Annotated in this window: 14 protein-coding genes and 1 pseudogene; 8 read left to right on the top strand and 7 right to left on the bottom strand. The window is 67.7% G+C overall.

What is annotated here, in order from left to right; genetic code table 11:
* Positions 1–790: pseudogene (locus tag AO501_RS38275) on the top strand (PE family protein); the annotation flags it as partial.
* Positions 791–870: 80 nt separating this feature from the next.
* The gene (locus AO501_RS19270; RefSeq protein ID WP_269435180.1) at positions 871–2,313 is read left to right on the top strand and encodes an APC family permease; all 1,443 of its coding nucleotides are present in this window, start codon (positions 871–873) and stop codon (positions 2,311–2,313) included.
* On the opposite strand, the gene AO501_RS19265 is transcribed toward AO501_RS19270, so the two are convergent.
* Entirely contained in the window at positions 2,250–3,131 is an 882-nt protein-coding gene (locus AO501_RS19265; protein WP_055579223.1) for a MaoC family dehydratase, read from the bottom strand. The genes AO501_RS19270 and AO501_RS19265 overlap by 64 nt on opposite strands.
* 94 nt (positions 3,132–3,225) lie before the next feature.
* Between AO501_RS19265 and AO501_RS19260 the strand changes: the two genes are divergently transcribed.
* On the top strand, positions 3,226–3,936 hold the full coding sequence (locus tag AO501_RS19260; protein WP_055579222.1) for a histidine phosphatase family protein: 711 nt from the start codon (positions 3,226–3,228) through the stop codon (positions 3,934–3,936).
* 56 nt (positions 3,937–3,992) lie between these two features.
* Positions 3,993–6,011, top strand: a complete 2,019-nt coding sequence (locus tag AO501_RS19255) for an SDR family oxidoreductase (protein WP_055579235.1) — start codon at positions 3,993–3,995, stop codon at positions 6,009–6,011.
* On the opposite strand, the gene cmaA1 is transcribed toward AO501_RS19255, so the two are convergent.
* A complete protein-coding gene (gene cmaA1, locus AO501_RS19250; RefSeq protein WP_055579234.1) occupies positions 6,012–6,875 on the bottom strand; it encodes a cyclopropane mycolic acid synthase CmaA1 in 864 nt (287 codons plus the stop codon).
* 14 nt (positions 6,876–6,889) lie between these two features.
* On the opposite strand from cmaA1, the gene AO501_RS19245 reads away from it, so the two are divergent.
* Both AO501_RS19245 and AO501_RS19240 read left to right on the top strand, forming a co-directional pair.
* Positions 6,890–7,825: a nucleoside hydrolase gene (locus tag AO501_RS19245; protein ID WP_156452680.1), complete on the top strand. Its 936-nt coding sequence runs from the start codon at positions 6,890–6,892 to the stop codon at positions 7,823–7,825.
* Positions 7,826–8,107: 282 nt separating this feature from the next.
* On the top strand, positions 8,108–8,455 hold the full coding sequence (locus AO501_RS19240; RefSeq protein ID WP_055579221.1) for a WhiB family transcriptional regulator: 348 nt from the start codon (positions 8,108–8,110) through the stop codon (positions 8,453–8,455).
* Between the two features lie 173 nt (positions 8,456–8,628).
* Here the strand turns inward: AO501_RS19240 and AO501_RS19235 are convergent, their stop codons facing one another.
* Both AO501_RS19235 and AO501_RS19230 read right to left on the bottom strand, forming a co-directional pair.
* On the bottom strand, positions 8,629–10,203 hold the full coding sequence (locus AO501_RS19235) for a DNA polymerase Y family protein (protein WP_197419896.1): 1,575 nt from the start codon (positions 10,201–10,203) through the stop codon (positions 8,629–8,631).
* A gap of 5 nt (positions 10,204–10,208) precedes the next feature.
* A complete protein-coding gene (locus AO501_RS19230) occupies positions 10,209–10,826 on the bottom strand; it encodes a hypothetical protein (RefSeq protein ID WP_055579220.1) in 618 nt (205 codons plus the stop codon).
* Positions 10,827–10,858: 32 nt separating this feature from the next.
* On the opposite strand from AO501_RS19230, the gene AO501_RS19225 reads away from it, so the two are divergent.
* On the top strand, positions 10,859–11,566 hold the full coding sequence (locus tag AO501_RS19225) for a hypothetical protein (protein ID WP_055579219.1): 708 nt from the start codon (positions 10,859–10,861) through the stop codon (positions 11,564–11,566).
* A gap of 3 nt (positions 11,567–11,569) precedes the next feature.
* Here AO501_RS19225 and AO501_RS19220 read toward each other — a convergent pair whose 3' ends face one another.
* The gene (locus AO501_RS19220) at positions 11,570–12,496 is read right to left on the bottom strand and encodes a phytanoyl-CoA dioxygenase family protein (RefSeq protein WP_055579218.1); all 927 of its coding nucleotides are present in this window, start codon (positions 12,494–12,496) and stop codon (positions 11,570–11,572) included.
* Between the two features lie 45 nt (positions 12,497–12,541).
* Positions 12,542–14,128: a glutamine-hydrolyzing GMP synthase gene (guaA, locus tag AO501_RS19215; RefSeq protein ID WP_055579217.1), complete on the bottom strand. Its 1,587-nt coding sequence runs from the start codon at positions 14,126–14,128 to the stop codon at positions 12,542–12,544.
* A gap of 95 nt (positions 14,129–14,223) precedes the next feature.
* Here guaA and AO501_RS19210 point away from each other — a divergent pair, with 95 nt between their 5' ends.
* Positions 14,224–16,080, top strand: a complete 1,857-nt coding sequence (locus AO501_RS19210; RefSeq protein WP_055579231.1) for a PPE family protein — start codon at positions 14,224–14,226, stop codon at positions 16,078–16,080.
* On the opposite strand, the gene AO501_RS19205 is transcribed toward AO501_RS19210, so the two are convergent.
* On the bottom strand, positions 15,994–16,689 hold the full coding sequence (locus AO501_RS19205) for a TetR/AcrR family transcriptional regulator (protein WP_082658723.1): 696 nt from the start codon (positions 16,687–16,689) through the stop codon (positions 15,994–15,996). The genes AO501_RS19210 and AO501_RS19205 overlap by 87 nt on opposite strands.
* Positions 16,690–16,703 lie beyond the last annotated feature (14 nt).

The raw sequence follows: 16,703 nt of genomic DNA, 5'->3' as shown, positions 1-16,703 counted from the left end.
CAACCCGCCCGGCACCGGTGGCGCCGGTGGGGCCGGCGGTCGCGCCGGGTACCTGTCGGGCGACGGAGGGGCCGGCGGCGCCGGGGGGTCAGGCGGCGAAAACCAGGTGAACGGCGCCGCCGGTGACGGCGGTCTCGGCGGCAACGGAGGCAACGCCGGGTTGTTCGGCACCGGGGGTCACGGCGGCCAGGGTGGGCTCGCCGGCAACGAATCCGGGGGCAACGGCCGCGGCGGCAACGGCGGCAACGGCGGCAACGGCGGGACCGGCGGCTGGCTGTATGGCAACGGTGGGGACGCCGGTGCCGGCGGAAACGGTGGAAGCCATACCGCCTCGAGCATCGGGAGCGGCGGCCTCGGCGGCCAAGGCGGCACCGGCGGCAGTGCCGGGTTGCTCGGCGCCGGCGGCGCAGGTGGCAGCGGCGGGGCCGGTGGCAGCACGAACGGCCCGAACAACGGCACGACCGGCACCAATGGCGGTGACGGTGGCACCGGAGGCGGCGGCGGAACCGGCGGGCTCTTCTACGGCAACGGCGGCAGCGGCGGGACCGGCGGGGCGGGCGGCGTCAACACCGGCAAGAGCGGCACCGCCAACCGCGTCGGAGGCAACGGCGGCGGCGGCGGAGTGGGCGGTTCCGCCCAGTACATCGGAAATGGCGGGATCGGCGGAAACGGGGGCGCGGCGGGAACCGGCCCGTCAGCCAACGGCACCGCGGGCAACGGCGCTGCCGGTGGCGCCGGCGGGATCCTGTTCGGCGCGCACGGCGGCACCGGACTCGACGGCGCGCCCTGACCCGGGGGGCTGCAACGCCCGCTCGTCGGCAATGACATGGTGGACGCGAAAATCCCACCGGCCGACAGAAGGGCGTCGCGATCAGCAAGCTCGGTTTCTGGAGCATCGTCATGCTCGGGGTCAACGCGGTCATCGGAGCCGGCATCTTCCTGACCCCCGGCGCGGTGATCAGGCTCGCCGGCACCTGGGCGCCGGTCGCCTACATCCTGGCGGGGCTGTTCGCCGGCATCATGGCGCTCGTCTTCGCCACCGCCGCCCGCTACGTCAGGACCAACGGCGCCTCGTATGCCTACACCACCGCGGCATTCGGCCAGCGGATCGGCATCTACGTGGGTGTCACCCACGCCATCGTCGCCTCCATCGCCTGGGGCGTGCTGGCCTCACTCTTCGTCTCGACACTGCTCAATGTTCTTTTCCCACAACGTCATTGGGCTCAGGAAACGCACCTGTTCAGCGTGAAGACGTTGACCTTCCTGCTGTTCATCGCCGTGCTCCTGATGATCAATCTGTTCGGCAACCGGGCGATCAAGTGGGCCAACGGAATCTCCACCGCCGGCAAGATTTTCGCCCTGACTGTCTTCATCGGGGGCGGTCTGTGGGTGATCACGAGCCAGCACGTGGACCACTACGACACAGCGGGCGCCCCCGGCATCTACCAACCGGCTCCGTACGCCTTATTCGGGTTCGTCCAACTCGGACAGAGCACGCTGACGGGCGTGGTCCTGGCCACCGTGGCCGCGCTCTACGCGTTCACCGGCTTCGAGTCGATCGCCAATGCCGCCGAGGAGATGGAAGAACCAGACCGCAACCTGCCCCGGGCCATCCCGCTGTCGATTCTGGCGGTCGGCACCGTCTACGTACTCGCCGTCACGGTCGCGATGTTGTTGGGGTCGGACAAGATCGTCCAATCGCCGGACACGGTGAAACTGGCGGCGGCCATCGGCAACGACGCCTTCCGCGGCATCGTCATCCTGGGCGCACTGGTATCGATGTTCGGCATCAACGTGGCGGCGTCGTTCGGCGCACCGCGGCTGTGGACCGCACTGGCGGACACCCACACCCTGCCCGCCCGCCTGTCCGGCAAGAACCGGTTCGGCGTCCCCATGCTGGCTTTCGCCATCACCGCGGCGCTGGCGCTCGCCTTCCCGCTGGCACTGCGCTTCGACAACGAAACCCTGACCGGCCTGGCCGTCATCGCGCGCTTCATCCAGTTCATCATCGTCCCGATCGCACTGATCGCCCTGGCCCGCGACCGCACCGGCCCGCATTCAGAGATCAGGCGAAATACCTTCACCGACAAGGTGTTACCGATAGCTGCGGTGGCAATCTCGGTGGCTCTCGCGGTGTCTTTCGACTACCGGACCCTGATTCTCAGCCCGCACGGCGGCCCCAACTACTACTCGATCGTGTTGATCGTGCTCACCTTTGTCGTGGTGCCGGCGATCGCCTATGTGCACTACTACCGAACGGCCGGCGGCACGTACTCCACCTCACCGTCGTCGAGCACCAACCGCGGTCCCTGACCCTCCGCGCCGGACGCCTCGGTGCGAAAGACCGCCTTGCCCGGTTCGGTCTTCCAGATCAGCGTCGACAGCGTCTCGCCGGGAAACACCGGCTTGGTGAAGCGCGCGGCGATCGAGGTGATGTTGGCCGCGACACCCTGCCCCAGTTCGGCCACCAGCGCACGGCCGGTGACGCCATAGGTGCACAGCCCGTGCAGGATCGGCTTGGGGAATCCGGCCAGGTTGGTGGCGAACCAGGGATCGCTGTGCAGCGGGTTGCGGTCGCCGGACAACCGGTAGATCAGCGCCTGATCCTCCCGGGTGGGCAGTTCGATACGAACGTCGGGATCGCGGTCGGGGAATTCCGGGGCCACCGGCCGCTCCCCTTTCTCACCGCCGAAGCCGCCCTCACCGCGGATGACGAGGGTGGTCAGCGTTTCGGCGATCAGGTCGCCGGTCTCGGGATCGGTCCCCTTGCCGCGCAGCATCAGGATCGCGTTCTTGCCCTCGCCCTTGTCCTGGATGTCGACCACCTCCGAGACCACGGACAGCTTGCCGGCCGGTGGCAGCGGCGCGTGCAGCCGGACGGTCTGCGATCCGTGTAAAAGCATGGCCCAGTTGAACGTTCCGACTTTGCCCGCCGCGCCGAAAGCCGGGCAGCAGATCACCGCGTAGGTCGGCAGTACCTGCTGTGGGATGTCGTGGCTGTTCTCGGTGGTGAAGGACAGGTCCTCGAGCCCGGCGCCCACTCCGAGCGCGTACAACAACGTGTCGCGGTCGGTCCACTCGAACAGGTGCGGCTTGGTCACCGCGCCGACGGCACTCGGGTCAATCGCCATGCGAGTCTCCTCTGAGATTTCAATTCCGCAATTTCGGTGACGTAACCATCGCAAACCCTTCCCACCGACGGTGTCGGCAGGGCAGGCTATCGCCATGGCGAAGCGCATATTGATCCGGAGGGCCTCCCAATTCGTAGCTGTGGCCGCCGTGGCGGTGATCGTGGGGGCCTGCAGCAGCAGCCCGCAGGCCCGCAGCATCACCCTGACGTTCATCCGCAACGCTCAGTCCCAGGCCAACGCCGACGGCGTCATCGACACCGCGGTGCCCGGTCCCAGCCTTACTGCCGACGGCAAGGGTCAGGCGCAGCAACTCGCCCATCAGGTCGGCCACACCGAGTTCGACGCGCTGTACTCCTCCCCCATGGCCGCGGATCAGCAAACCGCCGGACCACTGGCCACCGAGGTCGGCCGGCAGGTCGAGGTCCTGCAGGGCCTGCAGTCCATCAACGCCGGCTGGTACAACGGCAAGCCCGAGTCGATGGCCAACTCGACCTACATGCTGGCGCCGGTGCGCTGGGTGGACGGCGACGTGGACACCAGCATCCCGGGCTCGTTGAGCGGCAGCGACTTCAATTCGCAGTTCAGCGCCGCGATTCGCAAGATCTACGACAGTGGCCACAACAAGCCCGCGGTCTTCTCCCAGGGCACGGCGATCATGGTGTGGACGCTGATGAACGTCAAGAACCCCAAGCTGAGCCTGCTGAACAGCCACTCGCTGCCCAACGTCGGGCGTGTGGTGATCACCGGCAACCCGGTAGCCGGCTGGACATTGGTCGACTGGGACGGCGTGCGCAGCTTCAACTGAACTCGGCCGCGCGTCGAGGTTGACGCGGGCAGCCGTATGCCGCCACGATGGGCTGCATGCGGTATGTCGTTACCGGCGGTACCGGGTTTATTGGCCGCCGAATCGTTTCCCGTCTACTCGACCGCGAACCCGATGCGCAGGTGTGGGTGTTGGTCCGCCGCGCGTCGCTGGGCCGCTTCGAGCGCCTCGCCCTGGACTGGGACGAGCGCGCGAAACCGCTGGTCGGCGAGTTGCCCGAGCTGGACCTAGCCGATCCGGTGATCGCCGAACTCGGGCACGTCGACCATCTGGTGCACTGCGCGGCGATCTACGACATCACCGTCGGCGAGGCCGAACAACGCGCGGCCAACGTCGAGGGCACCCGCGCCGTCATCGCCCTGGCGCAACAACTCGGCGCCACGTTCCACCACGTTTCCTCGATCGCGGTGGCCGGCGACTTCCGGGGCGAGTACACCGAGGATGACTTCGACGTCGGCCAAGGCCTGCCGACGCCGTACCACCGGACCAAATTCGAGGCCGAGGCGCTGGTACGGAACGCGACCGGGCTGCGCTACCGCATCTACCGCCCGGCGGTAGTGGTGGGTGACTCCCGCACCGGCGAGATGGACAAGATCGACGGGCCCTACTACTTCTTCGGCGTGCTGGCCAGGCTGGCCGTCCTGCCGTCGTTCACCCCGATGATGCTGCCGGACACCGGGCGCACCAATATCGTCCCGGTCGACTACGTGGCCGACGCGCTGGTGGCGCTGATGCATGCCGACGGCTCGGCTTCTCCAGACGGGCGGACGTTCCACCTGACCGCTCCCACCACTGTGGGGCTGCGCGGCATCTACCGCGGCATCGCGCGGGCCGCCGGACTGCCCCCGCTGCGCGGGACGCTGCCCCGCTCGATGGCCACCTCGGTGCTGAAGGTGAGCGGACGCGCGAAAGTGCTGCGCAACATGGCGGCCACCCAATTGGGCGTGCCGGCCGAGGTTCTCGACGTGATCGACCTGGCTCCGACGTTCGTCAGCGACGAGACGCAGAAGGCGTTGCGCGGCACCGGTATCGAGGTCCCCGAGTTCGCGTCGTACGCGCCGAAACTGTGGCAATACTGGGCCGAGCACCTGGATCCCGATCGGGCCCGGCGCGACGACCCGAACGGGGCGCTGGTGGGCCGCCACGTCATCATCACCGGCGCGTCCAGTGGTATCGGGCGGGCCTCGGCGCTGGCCGTGGCGCGGCGCGGCGCCACCGTGTTCGCCCTGGCCCGCAACGGTGCGGCTCTAGACGATCTGGTCGACGAGATCCGCGCGGGCGGTGGGCAGGCGTACGCCTTCACCTGCGACATCACCGATTCGGCGTCGGTGGAGCACACCGTCAAAGACATCCTGGGCCGCTTCGACCACGTCGACTACCTGGTCAACAACGCCGGCCGGTCGATCCGCCGCTCGGTGGTCAACTCCACCGACCGGTTGCACGACTACGAGCGGGTCATGGCGGTCAACTACTTCGGTGCGGTGCGGATGGTGTTGGCGCTGCTGCCGCACTGGCGGGAGCGCCGGTTCGGCCATGTCGTCAACGTCTCCAGCGCCGGCGTGCAGGCCCGCAACCCGAAGTACAGCTCGTACCTGCCCACCAAGGCGGCGCTGGACGCGTTCGCCGACGTGGTCTCCACCGAGACGCTGTCCGACCACATCACCTTCACCAATATCCACATGCCGTTGGTAGCGACCCCGATGATCGCGCCGTCGAAGCGGCTGAACCCGGTGCCTGCGATCAGCGCCGAGCGCGCGGCGGCCATGGTGGTGCGCGGCCTGGTGGAGAAGCCGGTGCGCATCGACACCCCGATGGGCACCCTGGCCGAGGCCGGTCACCAGTTCGCGCCCAGGCTGTCCCGCCGCATTCTGCATCAGCTCTATCTGGGGTATCCCGACTCAGCTGCCGCGCGCGGGATTGCCGAACCCGCCGAACCCGTTGCCGCACAACCCCGTCGGCCCAGGCGCCCGAGTCGGGCTGGACGCGCGGTGCCGCGGGTGGGGGTGCCCAGGCCCGTCAAGCAGATGGCCCGGCTGGTGCCGGGCGTGCACTGGTGATCACTTTTCGCAGGTGAACTGGTTGACGTCGATGTAGCCCATGCGGAACATCTCGGCGCAACCGGTGAGGTACTTGATGTAACGCTCATAGACTTCCTCGGACTGCAGGGCGATGGCCTGGTCCTTGTGCGCCGCCAGTGCGGCCGACCAGATGTCGAGGGTCTTGGCGTAGTGCGGCTGCAGCGACTGCACGCGGGTCACGTTGAATCCGTTCGCGGTGGCCCGCTCCTGCACCATCGGTATCGACGGCAACCGCCCGCCCGGAAAGATCTCGGTGACAATGAATTTGACGAATCGGGCGAACTCGAAAGTCAGCGGCAGCCCGCGCTCCTTCATCTCCAGGGGGTGCAGCCCGGTGATGGTGTGCAGCAGCATGATTCCGTCATCCGGCAGCAGGCGGTGCGCGAGTGTAAAGAACGCGTCGTAGCGCTCGTGCCCGAAGTGCTCGAACGCGCCGATGCTGACGATCCGGTCGATCGGTTCGTCAAACTGTTCCCAGCCTTGCAGCAGAACGCGTTTCGTGCGAGGGCTGTCGGATTTCGCGAACAGCTGCTCGACGTGGTTGGCCTGGTTCCTGCTCAGGGTGAGCCCGACGACGTTGACGTCGTAGCGCTCCACCGCGCGCATCATGGTGGCGCCCCAGCCGCAGCCGACGTCGAGCAGGGTCATTCCGGGCTGCAACCCGAGTTTGCCCAGCGCCAGATCGATCTTCGCGATCTGCGCCTGTTCGAGAGTCATGTCGTCGCGCTCGAAGTACGCGCAGCTGTAGGTCTGGGTGGGGTCCAGGAACAGCCGGAAGAAGTCGTCGGACAGGTCGTAATGCGCCTGAACTTCGTCGAAGTGCGGGGTCAGATCATCGGGCATCCGCACAGCGTAACGTGGCCCCGGTGAGCGCCGTGTTCGTCGACGTCGACACCGGCATCGACGACGCGCTTGCCATGATCTATTTGCTGGCCAGCGACACCGACCTGATAGGTATCGCCTCCACGGGGGGCAATATCGCCGTCGACCAGGTGTGTGCGAACAATCTCGGCCTGCTCGATCTGTGCCGGGCCGCCCCCATCCCTGTCTCTCGCGGAGCCGATCGGCCGTTGAACGGTGAGCGTCCCCGGCGCGGGGACTTCCACGGCCCCAACGGAGTGGGATACGCCGAACTGGCGCCCAGCACCCGGCGGCTCACCGACCACGATGCCGCGACGGCCTGGGTGCGCGCGGCACACGCCCACCCCGGTGAGCTGGTGGGGTTGGCGACCGCGCCGCTGACGAACCTGGCGCTGGCGCTGCGCATCGAACCGGAGCTGCCGGCACTGTTGCGGCGACTGGTCATCATGGGCGGGGTCTTCGATGGCCAGGGGCCGCCGGAGTGGAACGTGCGGGTGGACGCGGAGGCGGCGGCCGAGGTATTCGCGGCCTGGGCGGGCCGACCACGACTACCCGTGGTGTGCGGGCTGGACCTGACCCGCAAGGTGGTCATGACGCCGGACATGCTCGACGGCCTGCCGGGGCCCGCACCGGTGACCCGGTTCGTCGAGGATGCGATGCGGTTCTACTTCGAGGTGTACCGCGACCGCGGCCTCGGATACCTGGCGCACCTGCACGATCCACTGGCCGCGGCCGTGGCACTGGACCCGCAGCTGGTCAGGACCCGGCCCGCCACGGTGGACGTCGAGGTGTCGGGCAACCCCGGGATGACCACCGCCGATTGGTCGGGTGCGCGAAAGCCGAACGCACAGATAGGCATTGATGTTGACGCGACTGAGTTCTTCGATCGGTTCACGCAGCGGGTGGCGGCCTTCGCGCGCCGGACGAAATGACCCGGGTCGGCGTCTTCGGGGTCTGGTCAAAGCCACCCAGTACTGGCCTGAAGACCGAAAGTCAAGGTCAAACAGCTGAAACCATACCGACCGTATGGCACATGCGTCCCAAAAATTACCGTTGAACTGTTGCGCAATTGGCCCCCGACCCCCTAACTTATAAGCACGGTGAGATTCAGATCACGTATGAGGCGACAAAGCAACGGAGCGTTGGTCACAACTTGGTCTGCACCGCGGGGAGGCGGCCGCACATCGCGGCCGGATAGTTAAGGGGAGCACTTCGTGTCAGGAACACGCCCGGCCGCTCGGCGGCTGAACCTTGTCGCCGTCAGCAGCACCCAGCACGCCGAAGACGGCGGGGATCGAGCCTGGGTATCGCAGGGTCTGTGCAGGACGAAGGACCCCGACGAACTGTTCGTGACCGGGGCGGCGCAACGTCAGGCAGCAGCCATCTGCAGGCACTGCCCGGTGCTGCGGGAGTGCGGCGCGGACGCGCTCGACAACAAGGTCGAATTCGGCGTGTGGGGTGGCATGACCGAACGTCAGCGCAGGGCCCTGCTCAAGGAGAACCCCGACGTGGTGTCGTGGTCGAGCTTCTTGAACAAGCGCAAGTCCCGCTCCGTCGGGTAGACCGAGCCAGCGGTCATCATTACTTTTCTGTTACAGACGCGGCCGACGCTACGGCTCTGTTCGATGAATCTCTCACCAACGCAACGGATTTGCCGCATCGGCGAGTCCGGCCCGAACCGCTGATTTTTTACCCGGCGGTAAATCCCCGGCATTTCCGCTGATCAGCGCGCGAATTACTCGTAGATGCCTTCCAGGAACCACCTCCTCTGCCGGTAACACAGCAACAGCGCACGCTCGCTCTCCAGCAGCACCTGGGCGCGAGCGACGCGACCGGCCCGCTGACCGGCTTCAGACCGGTCGTCCCACCACCGCTCGTCGACGGGCCACGGCCCGGCCCACCAGCGCAGCCGGTCGTCCCGTCCCCGGACGGCGAGAAGGGCAGGGTCGGCCGAGAACACCCCCCGGCTGGTCACCCGAATCGGATTACCTTGAGCATCAAGCAATTCCACCGGATCGTCGACCAGCACCGCCGGCGACGGGTCAGGCAGTTGACCGGGCCACGGCTGAGCGGGATCGGCCCGCGGCACCGGTTCGTCACCCAGCGGGGTCATCGTGATCCGCTCGGCCGGCCCCCGACCTCCGGACAGCACCGGCACCTGCACCGCCTCCGGGCCCAGCAATCCCTGAACCCGCACCAGCGCCCGTCGGGCCCGTAGCCTGTCCTCCTCCCCCAGACCACCCCAGAGCGGTAGCTGCAGCGCCCCGGCCGAAACCACCTCGACGGCCTGCAACCGCAACAGCGTCACCGGCGCGTCCAAGGGGCGGCCTCGCGCCATCCGATGACTCAGCCACCCGTCGAGTTGCCAGCGCACCCGGTCGGCGGTGGCGTCCTCGGTCAACGGTTCGGCACACCGCCACACCCGGCTCAACTCTTCACCGGTGGCGGTGACGGCGTGGATGGCCAGCCGGGTGCACCCCACGCCGGCGGCCAGCAGCGCCTGATGCAGCGCGGCAGCCAGTGAGCGCCCGGCGAATGCCGCGGCGTCGACCCGGTCGATCGGTGGATCGCAGTCCAGCACAGCGCCGAGTTCTGGTGGCGGTTCCCGCCCGGAAGGCCCCCGTTCCGATTCACCGCGGGCGAACCGGTGCGCAGTCACCGCATCCGCTCCGAACCGGGAAGCGACGTCGGTGCGGGACAGCGCGGCGAACTGTCCGATGGTACGAATTCCCATCCGCCACAACAGATCTGCCAGCTCGTCCCGGCCCGGTCCGGACAGGCTGGGCTCGGTGGCAAGCTGGCGGATCGACAGTGCCGACAAGAACCGCGCATCCCCTCCCGGCTCCACCACGCGACCCGCGCGGGCGGCGAAGACCGCAGTGGACAACCCGTCGGCAATGCCGATCTGGCATTCGGCTCCGGCGGCGGCCACCGCATCGATCAGCCGCTCAGCAGCCTGCTGCTCAGATCCGAAGAATCGGGCCGCGCCGCGCACCGGCAACACCAGAAGACCGGGTCGCAACACCTCCGGGCGGGGCACCAGATCCTCCACTGCGGCGATCACCCCTTCGAAGAAGCGGGCGTCGCGGTCCACATCGGCGGCCACGATGTGCAGTTCCGGACACCGTGCCGCGGCCTCCCGCCGCCGCAGCCCGCGCCGGACCCCGGCCGCCCGGGCAGTCGCCGAACAGGCGATCACCCGGTTCGCCAGGGTGACCGCGACCGGATCCGTCGCCGACCGGTCCGCGGCCGCCGCCGCCGCGACCGCGGGCCAGTCCATGCACCAGATCGCCAAAACGCGGGAAGACATCAGACTCAGCCGGTTCGTGACCGGTCGGCCGACCGTCCGCACCGGCTGATCTGCAGCCGGACCCCGCTGATGCGCCCAACCCCGGGACGGCCACCACCGGCGAACTCATAGCCGCAGACGCGGGCCTCCAGGCGCGTCGACGCTCCTTCCCAGTCGCCGTCGGTGACCAGCACCGTGCACCCCTTCTGACGGGCGCGAGCCACCACCGCCCGCGCCCGGGTCCGCGTCACCCGCCGGCCCCCTAGGCCGAGAACCACCAGATCCATGCCGTCGATGAGCACCGCGGCCACCTCCACCGGATCGTTTCCCGGATCCGGCACCACCGCGATCCGGCTCAGGTCCGCCCCCATTTCGACAGCGGCCAGCAACCCGATGTCCGGCTGCCCGACGATCACCGCATTGCCCCCGTCCGCCGTCACCGTGGCCACCATGCGCAGCACCAGCGACCGCGCTCCAGACAGCACCGCCACCGTCCCGCGGGGCAGCAGCGCCGGACCCGACGGCACCAGCTCTTCGGCGGGGGCGGTATCCTTGCCAGATAATGCGGCGATCTTCTGACGCAGCTGTTTAAGCTGCTCAACACGGTTTTCCTGGCGTAGATCGGAGGCAAAAGCCGCAGTCATGACCAGCCTCCCAACCAGATTTTTTCGAAAGTATGTTCGATTCGATTCGAGTAAACACCCACCCCCCGACAGCGTCAAGGCGCGGGCGGGGACGCCCGGTTCGCGACCGCCGAAATGCCCTGGTGCTGATGTGGCTGCTGATAGCCGGTGGCACTGCTGTGGCACCTGGGTCAGCAAACGCCGACTCAGCCGCGTGCCACCCGGCGGAGCTGTTCGCCACCGACAACAGTGACTCGAGCGGAATCGACGAGCTACGACTGTTCGAGATCCAGGCCGATGCCACGCTCGCCCTCAACAGCGCACCGGCCACGGGTTCGGTTCTCCTGGACGGAGTGTTCTGGTCCGACGAGGGCCAGCAGGTCACCGTCGAACGCGCACGCCAGTTCCATCTGTGCGTCGTCGACGAACCCACCTTGCACACCGCCGCCGAGGCACTGCGCCGTCAATTCGACCAGCAAGCGGTGCTGACCTTCGACTACCCGGCCGAGGCTGCGCGCGACTCGCAGGCGGCCATCATCACGGTGTCCGGCATCGACTTCGCCCGCTTCCGCGACGCGTTCACCGCCGACGGGACCGCACACCGCCGACTGCTCGGCGGATCGGTCACCACAGCCGAGCCCACGCTGATCCTGGTCGCGCGCAAAGCCGATCTGGACATCGCCCAGCGGCTGGTCGAGGCGTCCGGCGGCGACTGGGCCACCGCCGTCATCGCGTTCGGCGACCGCGAGATCGTCCGGTAGCAGCTAGTTGGCCGCGACGCCCGTCGGCACCGGAAACGGGGTCGGGATCGGCACGCCCGGCATGAACCGCTGAAAAAGCGAGGTGGCGATCCCCGAGACCTCATCGCTGAGCGGATACATATGGCGGTACTGCAGCACCTGCTTGCCGATCAGCCCGAGCCGCTCCTGGAAGGTCGGCATCCGGGCCGGATCCAGCAGCGGGTTGTTGAACGGCGGCCGGTCGGCCCGCTGAAACTCGAAGGCGGCACTGATCCGCGGCGCGGATCCCAGCCGGCTGCCGCGCCCGCCCCAGTGCAGCACGGCCTGGTTCCAGGCCAGCACCGATCCGGCCGTCGCCGGCAACGCCCGGATGTCCTGCGGGTTGTAGACGACGGTGTTGTTCTCACCGTCCCACCGGCGTTGCCGGAACCGGTCGTCGAGGTGGGCGGGCAGCATGTACATGCACCCGTTGAGCGGGGTGGCGTCGGTGAACGGCAGCCAGACCGTCAGCGTGTGCGGCGAGTTGTCGGCATCGAGGGTCGGGATCACCCGATCCCGGTGCGGGCCCCAGCCCAGCGCGTTCTCGTTGGGGTTGACGTGCCAGACCCAGAAGTCGGGCAGCGCCTGGTAACCCTCGCCCAGGACGGACGTCAGGAATCGCGAAAGGCCTTGGAACGCAAGCCACGGCTCGTCGTAGACGAACGCGAAAGCCAGTGGGATGCCGCGCTGGAACAGTGTCGACACGGCATAGCGGATCGGTGCGATGGCCCCTTCCGACAACGCATCGGGTATCTGGACGTAACCCTCGCGCTTCAAATTGGCCAGTAGTGGGTCGATCTCGCCGACCGCGGCCGGTCTGGCATAACCGCCACCTTCGATCGACATTCCCGGGCACAGCTCGCCCCAGAACTCGCGACGCTCCGCCTGAACAGCGGAAAGGCTCCCGATCATCGCGCTATCGTATCCCGGGTCAGCGGCGTTCGGGGCCGATCAGAATCACTCCCACTCGATGGTGCCGGGCGGTTTGCTGGTGACGTCCAGCACCACCCGGTTGACCTCGCGGACCTCATTGGTGATGCGGGTCGAGATGCGCTCCAGCACCTCATAGGGCACCCGGGTCCAGTCGGCGGTCATGGCGTCCTCGCTGGAGACCGGCCGCAACACGATCGGGTGCCCGTAGGTACGCCCATCACCCTGCACGCCCACCGAGCGGACGTCGGCCAGCAGCACCACCGGGCACTGCCAGATCTGGTTGTCCAGACCCGCCGCCGTCAGCTCTTCCCGTGCGATCAGGTCCGCGCGCCGCAGCGTGTCCAGACGCGAAGCGGTGACCTCGCCGACGATTCTGATGCCCAGCCCCGGCCCCGGGAACGGCTGGCGCGCAACGATTTCCTCCGGCAGCCCCAGTTCCCGGCCGACCGCACGCACCTCGTCCTTGAACAACAGTCGCAAGGGTTCGACGAGTTTGAACTTCAGGTCGTCGGGCAGACCGCCGACGTTGTGGTGACTCTTGATGTTGGCGGTGCCGCTGCCGCCGCCGGACTCCACCACGTCCGGATACAGCGTCCCCTGCACCAGGAAGTCGATCTGGCTGCCGTGCAACACATCCCGCACTGCGCCCTCGAACGCCCGGATGAACTGCCGCCCGATGATCTTGCGCTTGCCCTCCGGATTGCTGACGCCCGAGAGCGCCTCGAGGAAGGTCTGCGCCGCGTCGACCGTCACCAGATTGGCTCCGGTGGCGGCCACGAAATCGCGCTCCACCTGCGCACGCTCACCGGCCCGCAACAACCCGTGATCGACGAAGACGCATGTCAACCGGTCGCCGATGGCGCGCTGCACCAGCGCGGCCGCCACCGCCGAATCCACCCCACCCGACAGGCCGCAGATCGCCTGGCCGTCGCCGATCTGCTCGCGCACCTGCTCGATCAGCGCGCTGGCGATGTTGGCCGGTGTCCACTCCGCGCCGATCCCGGCGAACTCGTGCAGAAACCGGCTGAGCACCTGTTGTCCGTGCGGAGTGTGCATCACCTCCGGGTGATACTGCACGCCGGCCAGCCCACGTTCACGGGCTTCGAAAGCGGCCACCGCCGCCCCCGCACTGCTGGCCACCACCTCGAAGCCCTCCGGCGCCGCGGTGACCGCGTCGCCGTGGCTCATCCACACCGGCTGCACGCCGGGAAGATCTGAATGCAGCTCACCGCCAAGGACTTTCAATTCGGTACGGCCGTACTCGCTGGTTCCGGTGTGCGCGACGGTGCCACCGAGCGCTTGGGCCATGGCCTGGAATCCGTAGCAGATGCCGAACACCGGCAGGCCGAGGTCGAACAACGCCGGATCCAGCTGTGGAGCACCCTCGGCGTAGACACTGGCCGGCCCCCCCGACAGCACCAGCGCCCGCGGGTCGCGGGCCCGGATCTCCTCGATCGAGGTGGTGTGTGGAATCACCTCCGAGTACACCCGCGCTTCGCGGATCCGGCGGGCGATCAACTGGGCGTACTGAGCACCGAAGTCGACCACCAACACGGGCCGCGGGGAGGCTGATTCCACGGGGACCGAGTTTAGCCATGTGGCGGACTCCATGGTTGTCAACCCAAGTTGACGGAAATAACGAAGCGCTCCTATAGTCCGTTCGATCGTCTACTTACGTTGACAGTTTGAATGGGCGGGTGGTTTGGGTGGATTTTCTGGTCTCACCGCCGGAGATAACTTCCGCACGCATCGCGAATGGGCCGGGACCGGGGTCGCTGCTGGCCGCGGCGTCGGCGTGGGCGGGCCTGGGGGAAGACCTGGCGGCCACGGCGAACGAGTTCTCGTCGGTGGTATCGAGCCTGACGGAATCGCCGTGGCAGGGACCTTCGGCGACAGCCATGACCGAACTGGCGCTGTCGCATACCTGCTGGCTGCGGGACGCGGCGACGAACGCCGCCGACGCAGCCCGCCATGCGGCGTCCGCGGCTGCCGCCTACGACGCGGCGCTCGCCGCCACCGTCCCACTGGAGGCGCTGACCGGCAACCGGATGCAGTTGATCTCGCTCGCGGTGTCAAACATCCTGGGGCTCAACGCACCCGCGATAGCTGCCGCCGAGGCCGAGTATGAGCGGATGTGGGCCCAGGATGTGGTTGCCATGTCGGACTACTACGCCGGCGCCGCGGCCGCGGTCGCCCGGCTCAGTCCGTGGCAGGCCACTCCGACGGCCCCGGCGGCGGCCTCCGACGTCACCCTGGTCATCGGCGGCAGCGGATTCCCGTTGCCCTCGCAGAGCTATGTCAACTCCGTGATGGCCAACTACGTCACACCCAATTTCCCCGCCTTCACCGTGACCAACGCCCAGGCTCTGCTGACTCCCGCGCAGTCGTACTGGATCACCGGCATCAAGACCCTGACCGAGGACGCATCCTGGGCCCAGGGGCTGACTATTCTCGACAGCGCGATCCACGCACAGTTGACATCGGGCAATACCGTTGTCGTGCAGGGCTTCTCGCAGGGAGCCGGTATCGCGTCGCTGGAGATGGCGAGCCTGAAGGCCGCCGGGGTGCCGAGCGACGCCGTGAGCTTCGCACTGGTCGGAAACCCGATGAATCCCAACGGTGGGCTGTATTCGCGCTTCGACGGTCTGACCCTGCCGAGTTTGGGCAAGTCGTTTCCGGGGTCCACACCCGCCAATGACTATCCGACCGTCATGTACACGATCGAGTACGACGGCTTCGCCGACTTCCCGCGGTATCCGCTCAACATCGTCGCTGACGCCAACGCCATGCTCGGCGCGCTCTACGTCCACCCGCTGTATCCCACCCTCACCGCGGAGCAGGTCGCCACCGCCGTCCAACTGCCCACCGCGGGACCGACGATGACGAAGTACTACATGATCCCCACCCACAATCTGCCGCTGCTGGAGCCGTTGCGGACGTCGTTCCTGGGCAACACGATCGCCGATCTGATTCAGCCCGACCTGAAGGTGATCGTGAACCTGGGCTACGGCGACCCCGACTACGGATACTCGACCGGGCCGGCCAACGTCCCCACCCCGTTCGGGCTCTTCCCGGACGTCAGCCCCGGGACAGTCTGCAACGACCTGGTCAGCGGAACGCAGCAGGGCATCAGCGCCGCCGCCGCCGACCTCCGCTCCTGGCACCTACCGTCGCTGCCGAACGTCTCACCGTCAGGCCTCCCGCACCTGACCCTGCCGGCATTCACGCCACCTACGGTCGAGAGCCTCATCCACGGCTTGCAGACGGCGAACACCACTATCACCACCGCCGCCACGCATGCCGCGGCGTCGGCGTACTCCACCCTGCTGCCGACAGTGGACACCTTGACTGCCATCGCCGTCTCGCTGCCGTCCTATGACCTGAACCTCTTCCTGGACGGCATCAGGCAAGCCGTCGAAGGAGATCCCGCCGGCATCGTCAACGCCATCGGCTATCCCGTCGCCGCGGACACCGGACTACTGACCTTCCTGAGCTTCTTCCTCGCCTATGCCTACTACGGCGCGGCCAAGTCGATCGTCGCCGATGTCGCTGGACTGCTGTAAACCGTTGGCGCGCAGGCAGAGCCATGCTGCCTCGGCAAGCACGGCGGCATCCTCGGTGTCGGGCGGATCGGCCAGCACACCCAACAGCCAGGCGCGCACCAACTCCTGAGCCGGACCCAGCCAGAGCGCCTGACTGTGCGCCAGCCCCAGCGGCCGCAATGTCCCGTAGTGAGCGTGTGGACGCCACCACGCCTGAAGCGTGCCGGCGAAGCGCTCGTTGAGCTCTTTCAGCTCGGTCGCCACCGCCGCGAGGACCGCCGGCTCGGTCATCGTGATGAGGAATCGCGCCATTTCCGGGTGATCGGTACACCACCGCAGGTGCATGGCCACCATCGCCCGCACGCCCGCCTCCGCGTCGGCGTGCCGGGCGAGTTCGGTCAGGAAATCGCGCTGGTAGGTCGTCACGCAGTCGACGTACACCGCGCCCGCCAGCGATTCTTTGCTGGGAAAGTGGTGAAAGAAGCTGCCGTTGCTGGCCTGCGCGTCGCGCTGAATCTGCCGCAGCGATGTCGCGCTAATGCCCTGTGCGAGAAAACGATTCAACGCCGCACCGATGATCGCCGATCGGCGGTCGGCGCCGGCACGGAGGGCTGTACGGGAGCCGGCCACGCTGCTAGTCTATC

The sequence above is a fragment of the Mycobacterium gordonae genome, assembly GCF_001417955.2.
In the GTDB taxonomy this organism is placed as follows: Bacteria; Actinomycetota; Actinomycetes; order Mycobacteriales; family Mycobacteriaceae; genus Mycobacterium; species Mycobacterium gordonae_B.
Note: the sequence above shows the minus strand (reverse complement) of the source record. Positions and strands in the feature narration are given on the sequence as shown.

Excerpts from the sequence above, each read along its gene's own strand:
- AO501_RS19235 (WP_197419896.1), bottom strand. The coding sequence starts at position 10,203 with ATGTCTTCCCGCGTTTTGGCGATCTGGTGCATGGACTGGCCCGCGGTC.
- cmaA1 (WP_055579234.1), bottom strand. The coding sequence starts at position 6,875 with ATGCCCGATGATCTGACCCCGCACTTCGACGAAGTTCAGGCGCATTAC.
- AO501_RS19230 (WP_055579220.1), bottom strand. The coding sequence starts at position 10,826 with ATGACTGCGGCTTTTGCCTCCGATCTACGCCAGGAAAACCGTGTTGAG.
- guaA (WP_055579217.1), bottom strand. The coding sequence starts at position 14,128 with ATGGAGTCCGCCACATGGCTAAACTCGGTCCCCGTGGAATCAGCCTCC.
- AO501_RS19255 (WP_055579235.1), top strand. The coding sequence starts at position 3,993 with ATGCGGTATGTCGTTACCGGCGGTACCGGGTTTATTGGCCGCCGAATC.
- AO501_RS19260 (WP_055579222.1), top strand. The coding sequence starts at position 3,226 with ATGGCGAAGCGCATATTGATCCGGAGGGCCTCCCAATTCGTAGCTGTG.
- AO501_RS19220 (WP_055579218.1), bottom strand. The coding sequence starts at position 12,496 with ATGATCGGGAGCCTTTCCGCTGTTCAGGCGGAGCGTCGCGAGTTCTGG.
- AO501_RS19265 (WP_055579223.1), bottom strand. The coding sequence starts at position 3,131 with ATGGCGATTGACCCGAGTGCCGTCGGCGCGGTGACCAAGCCGCACCTG.
- AO501_RS19225 (WP_055579219.1), top strand. The coding sequence starts at position 10,859 with ATGTTCGATTCGATTCGAGTAAACACCCACCCCCCGACAGCGTCAAGG.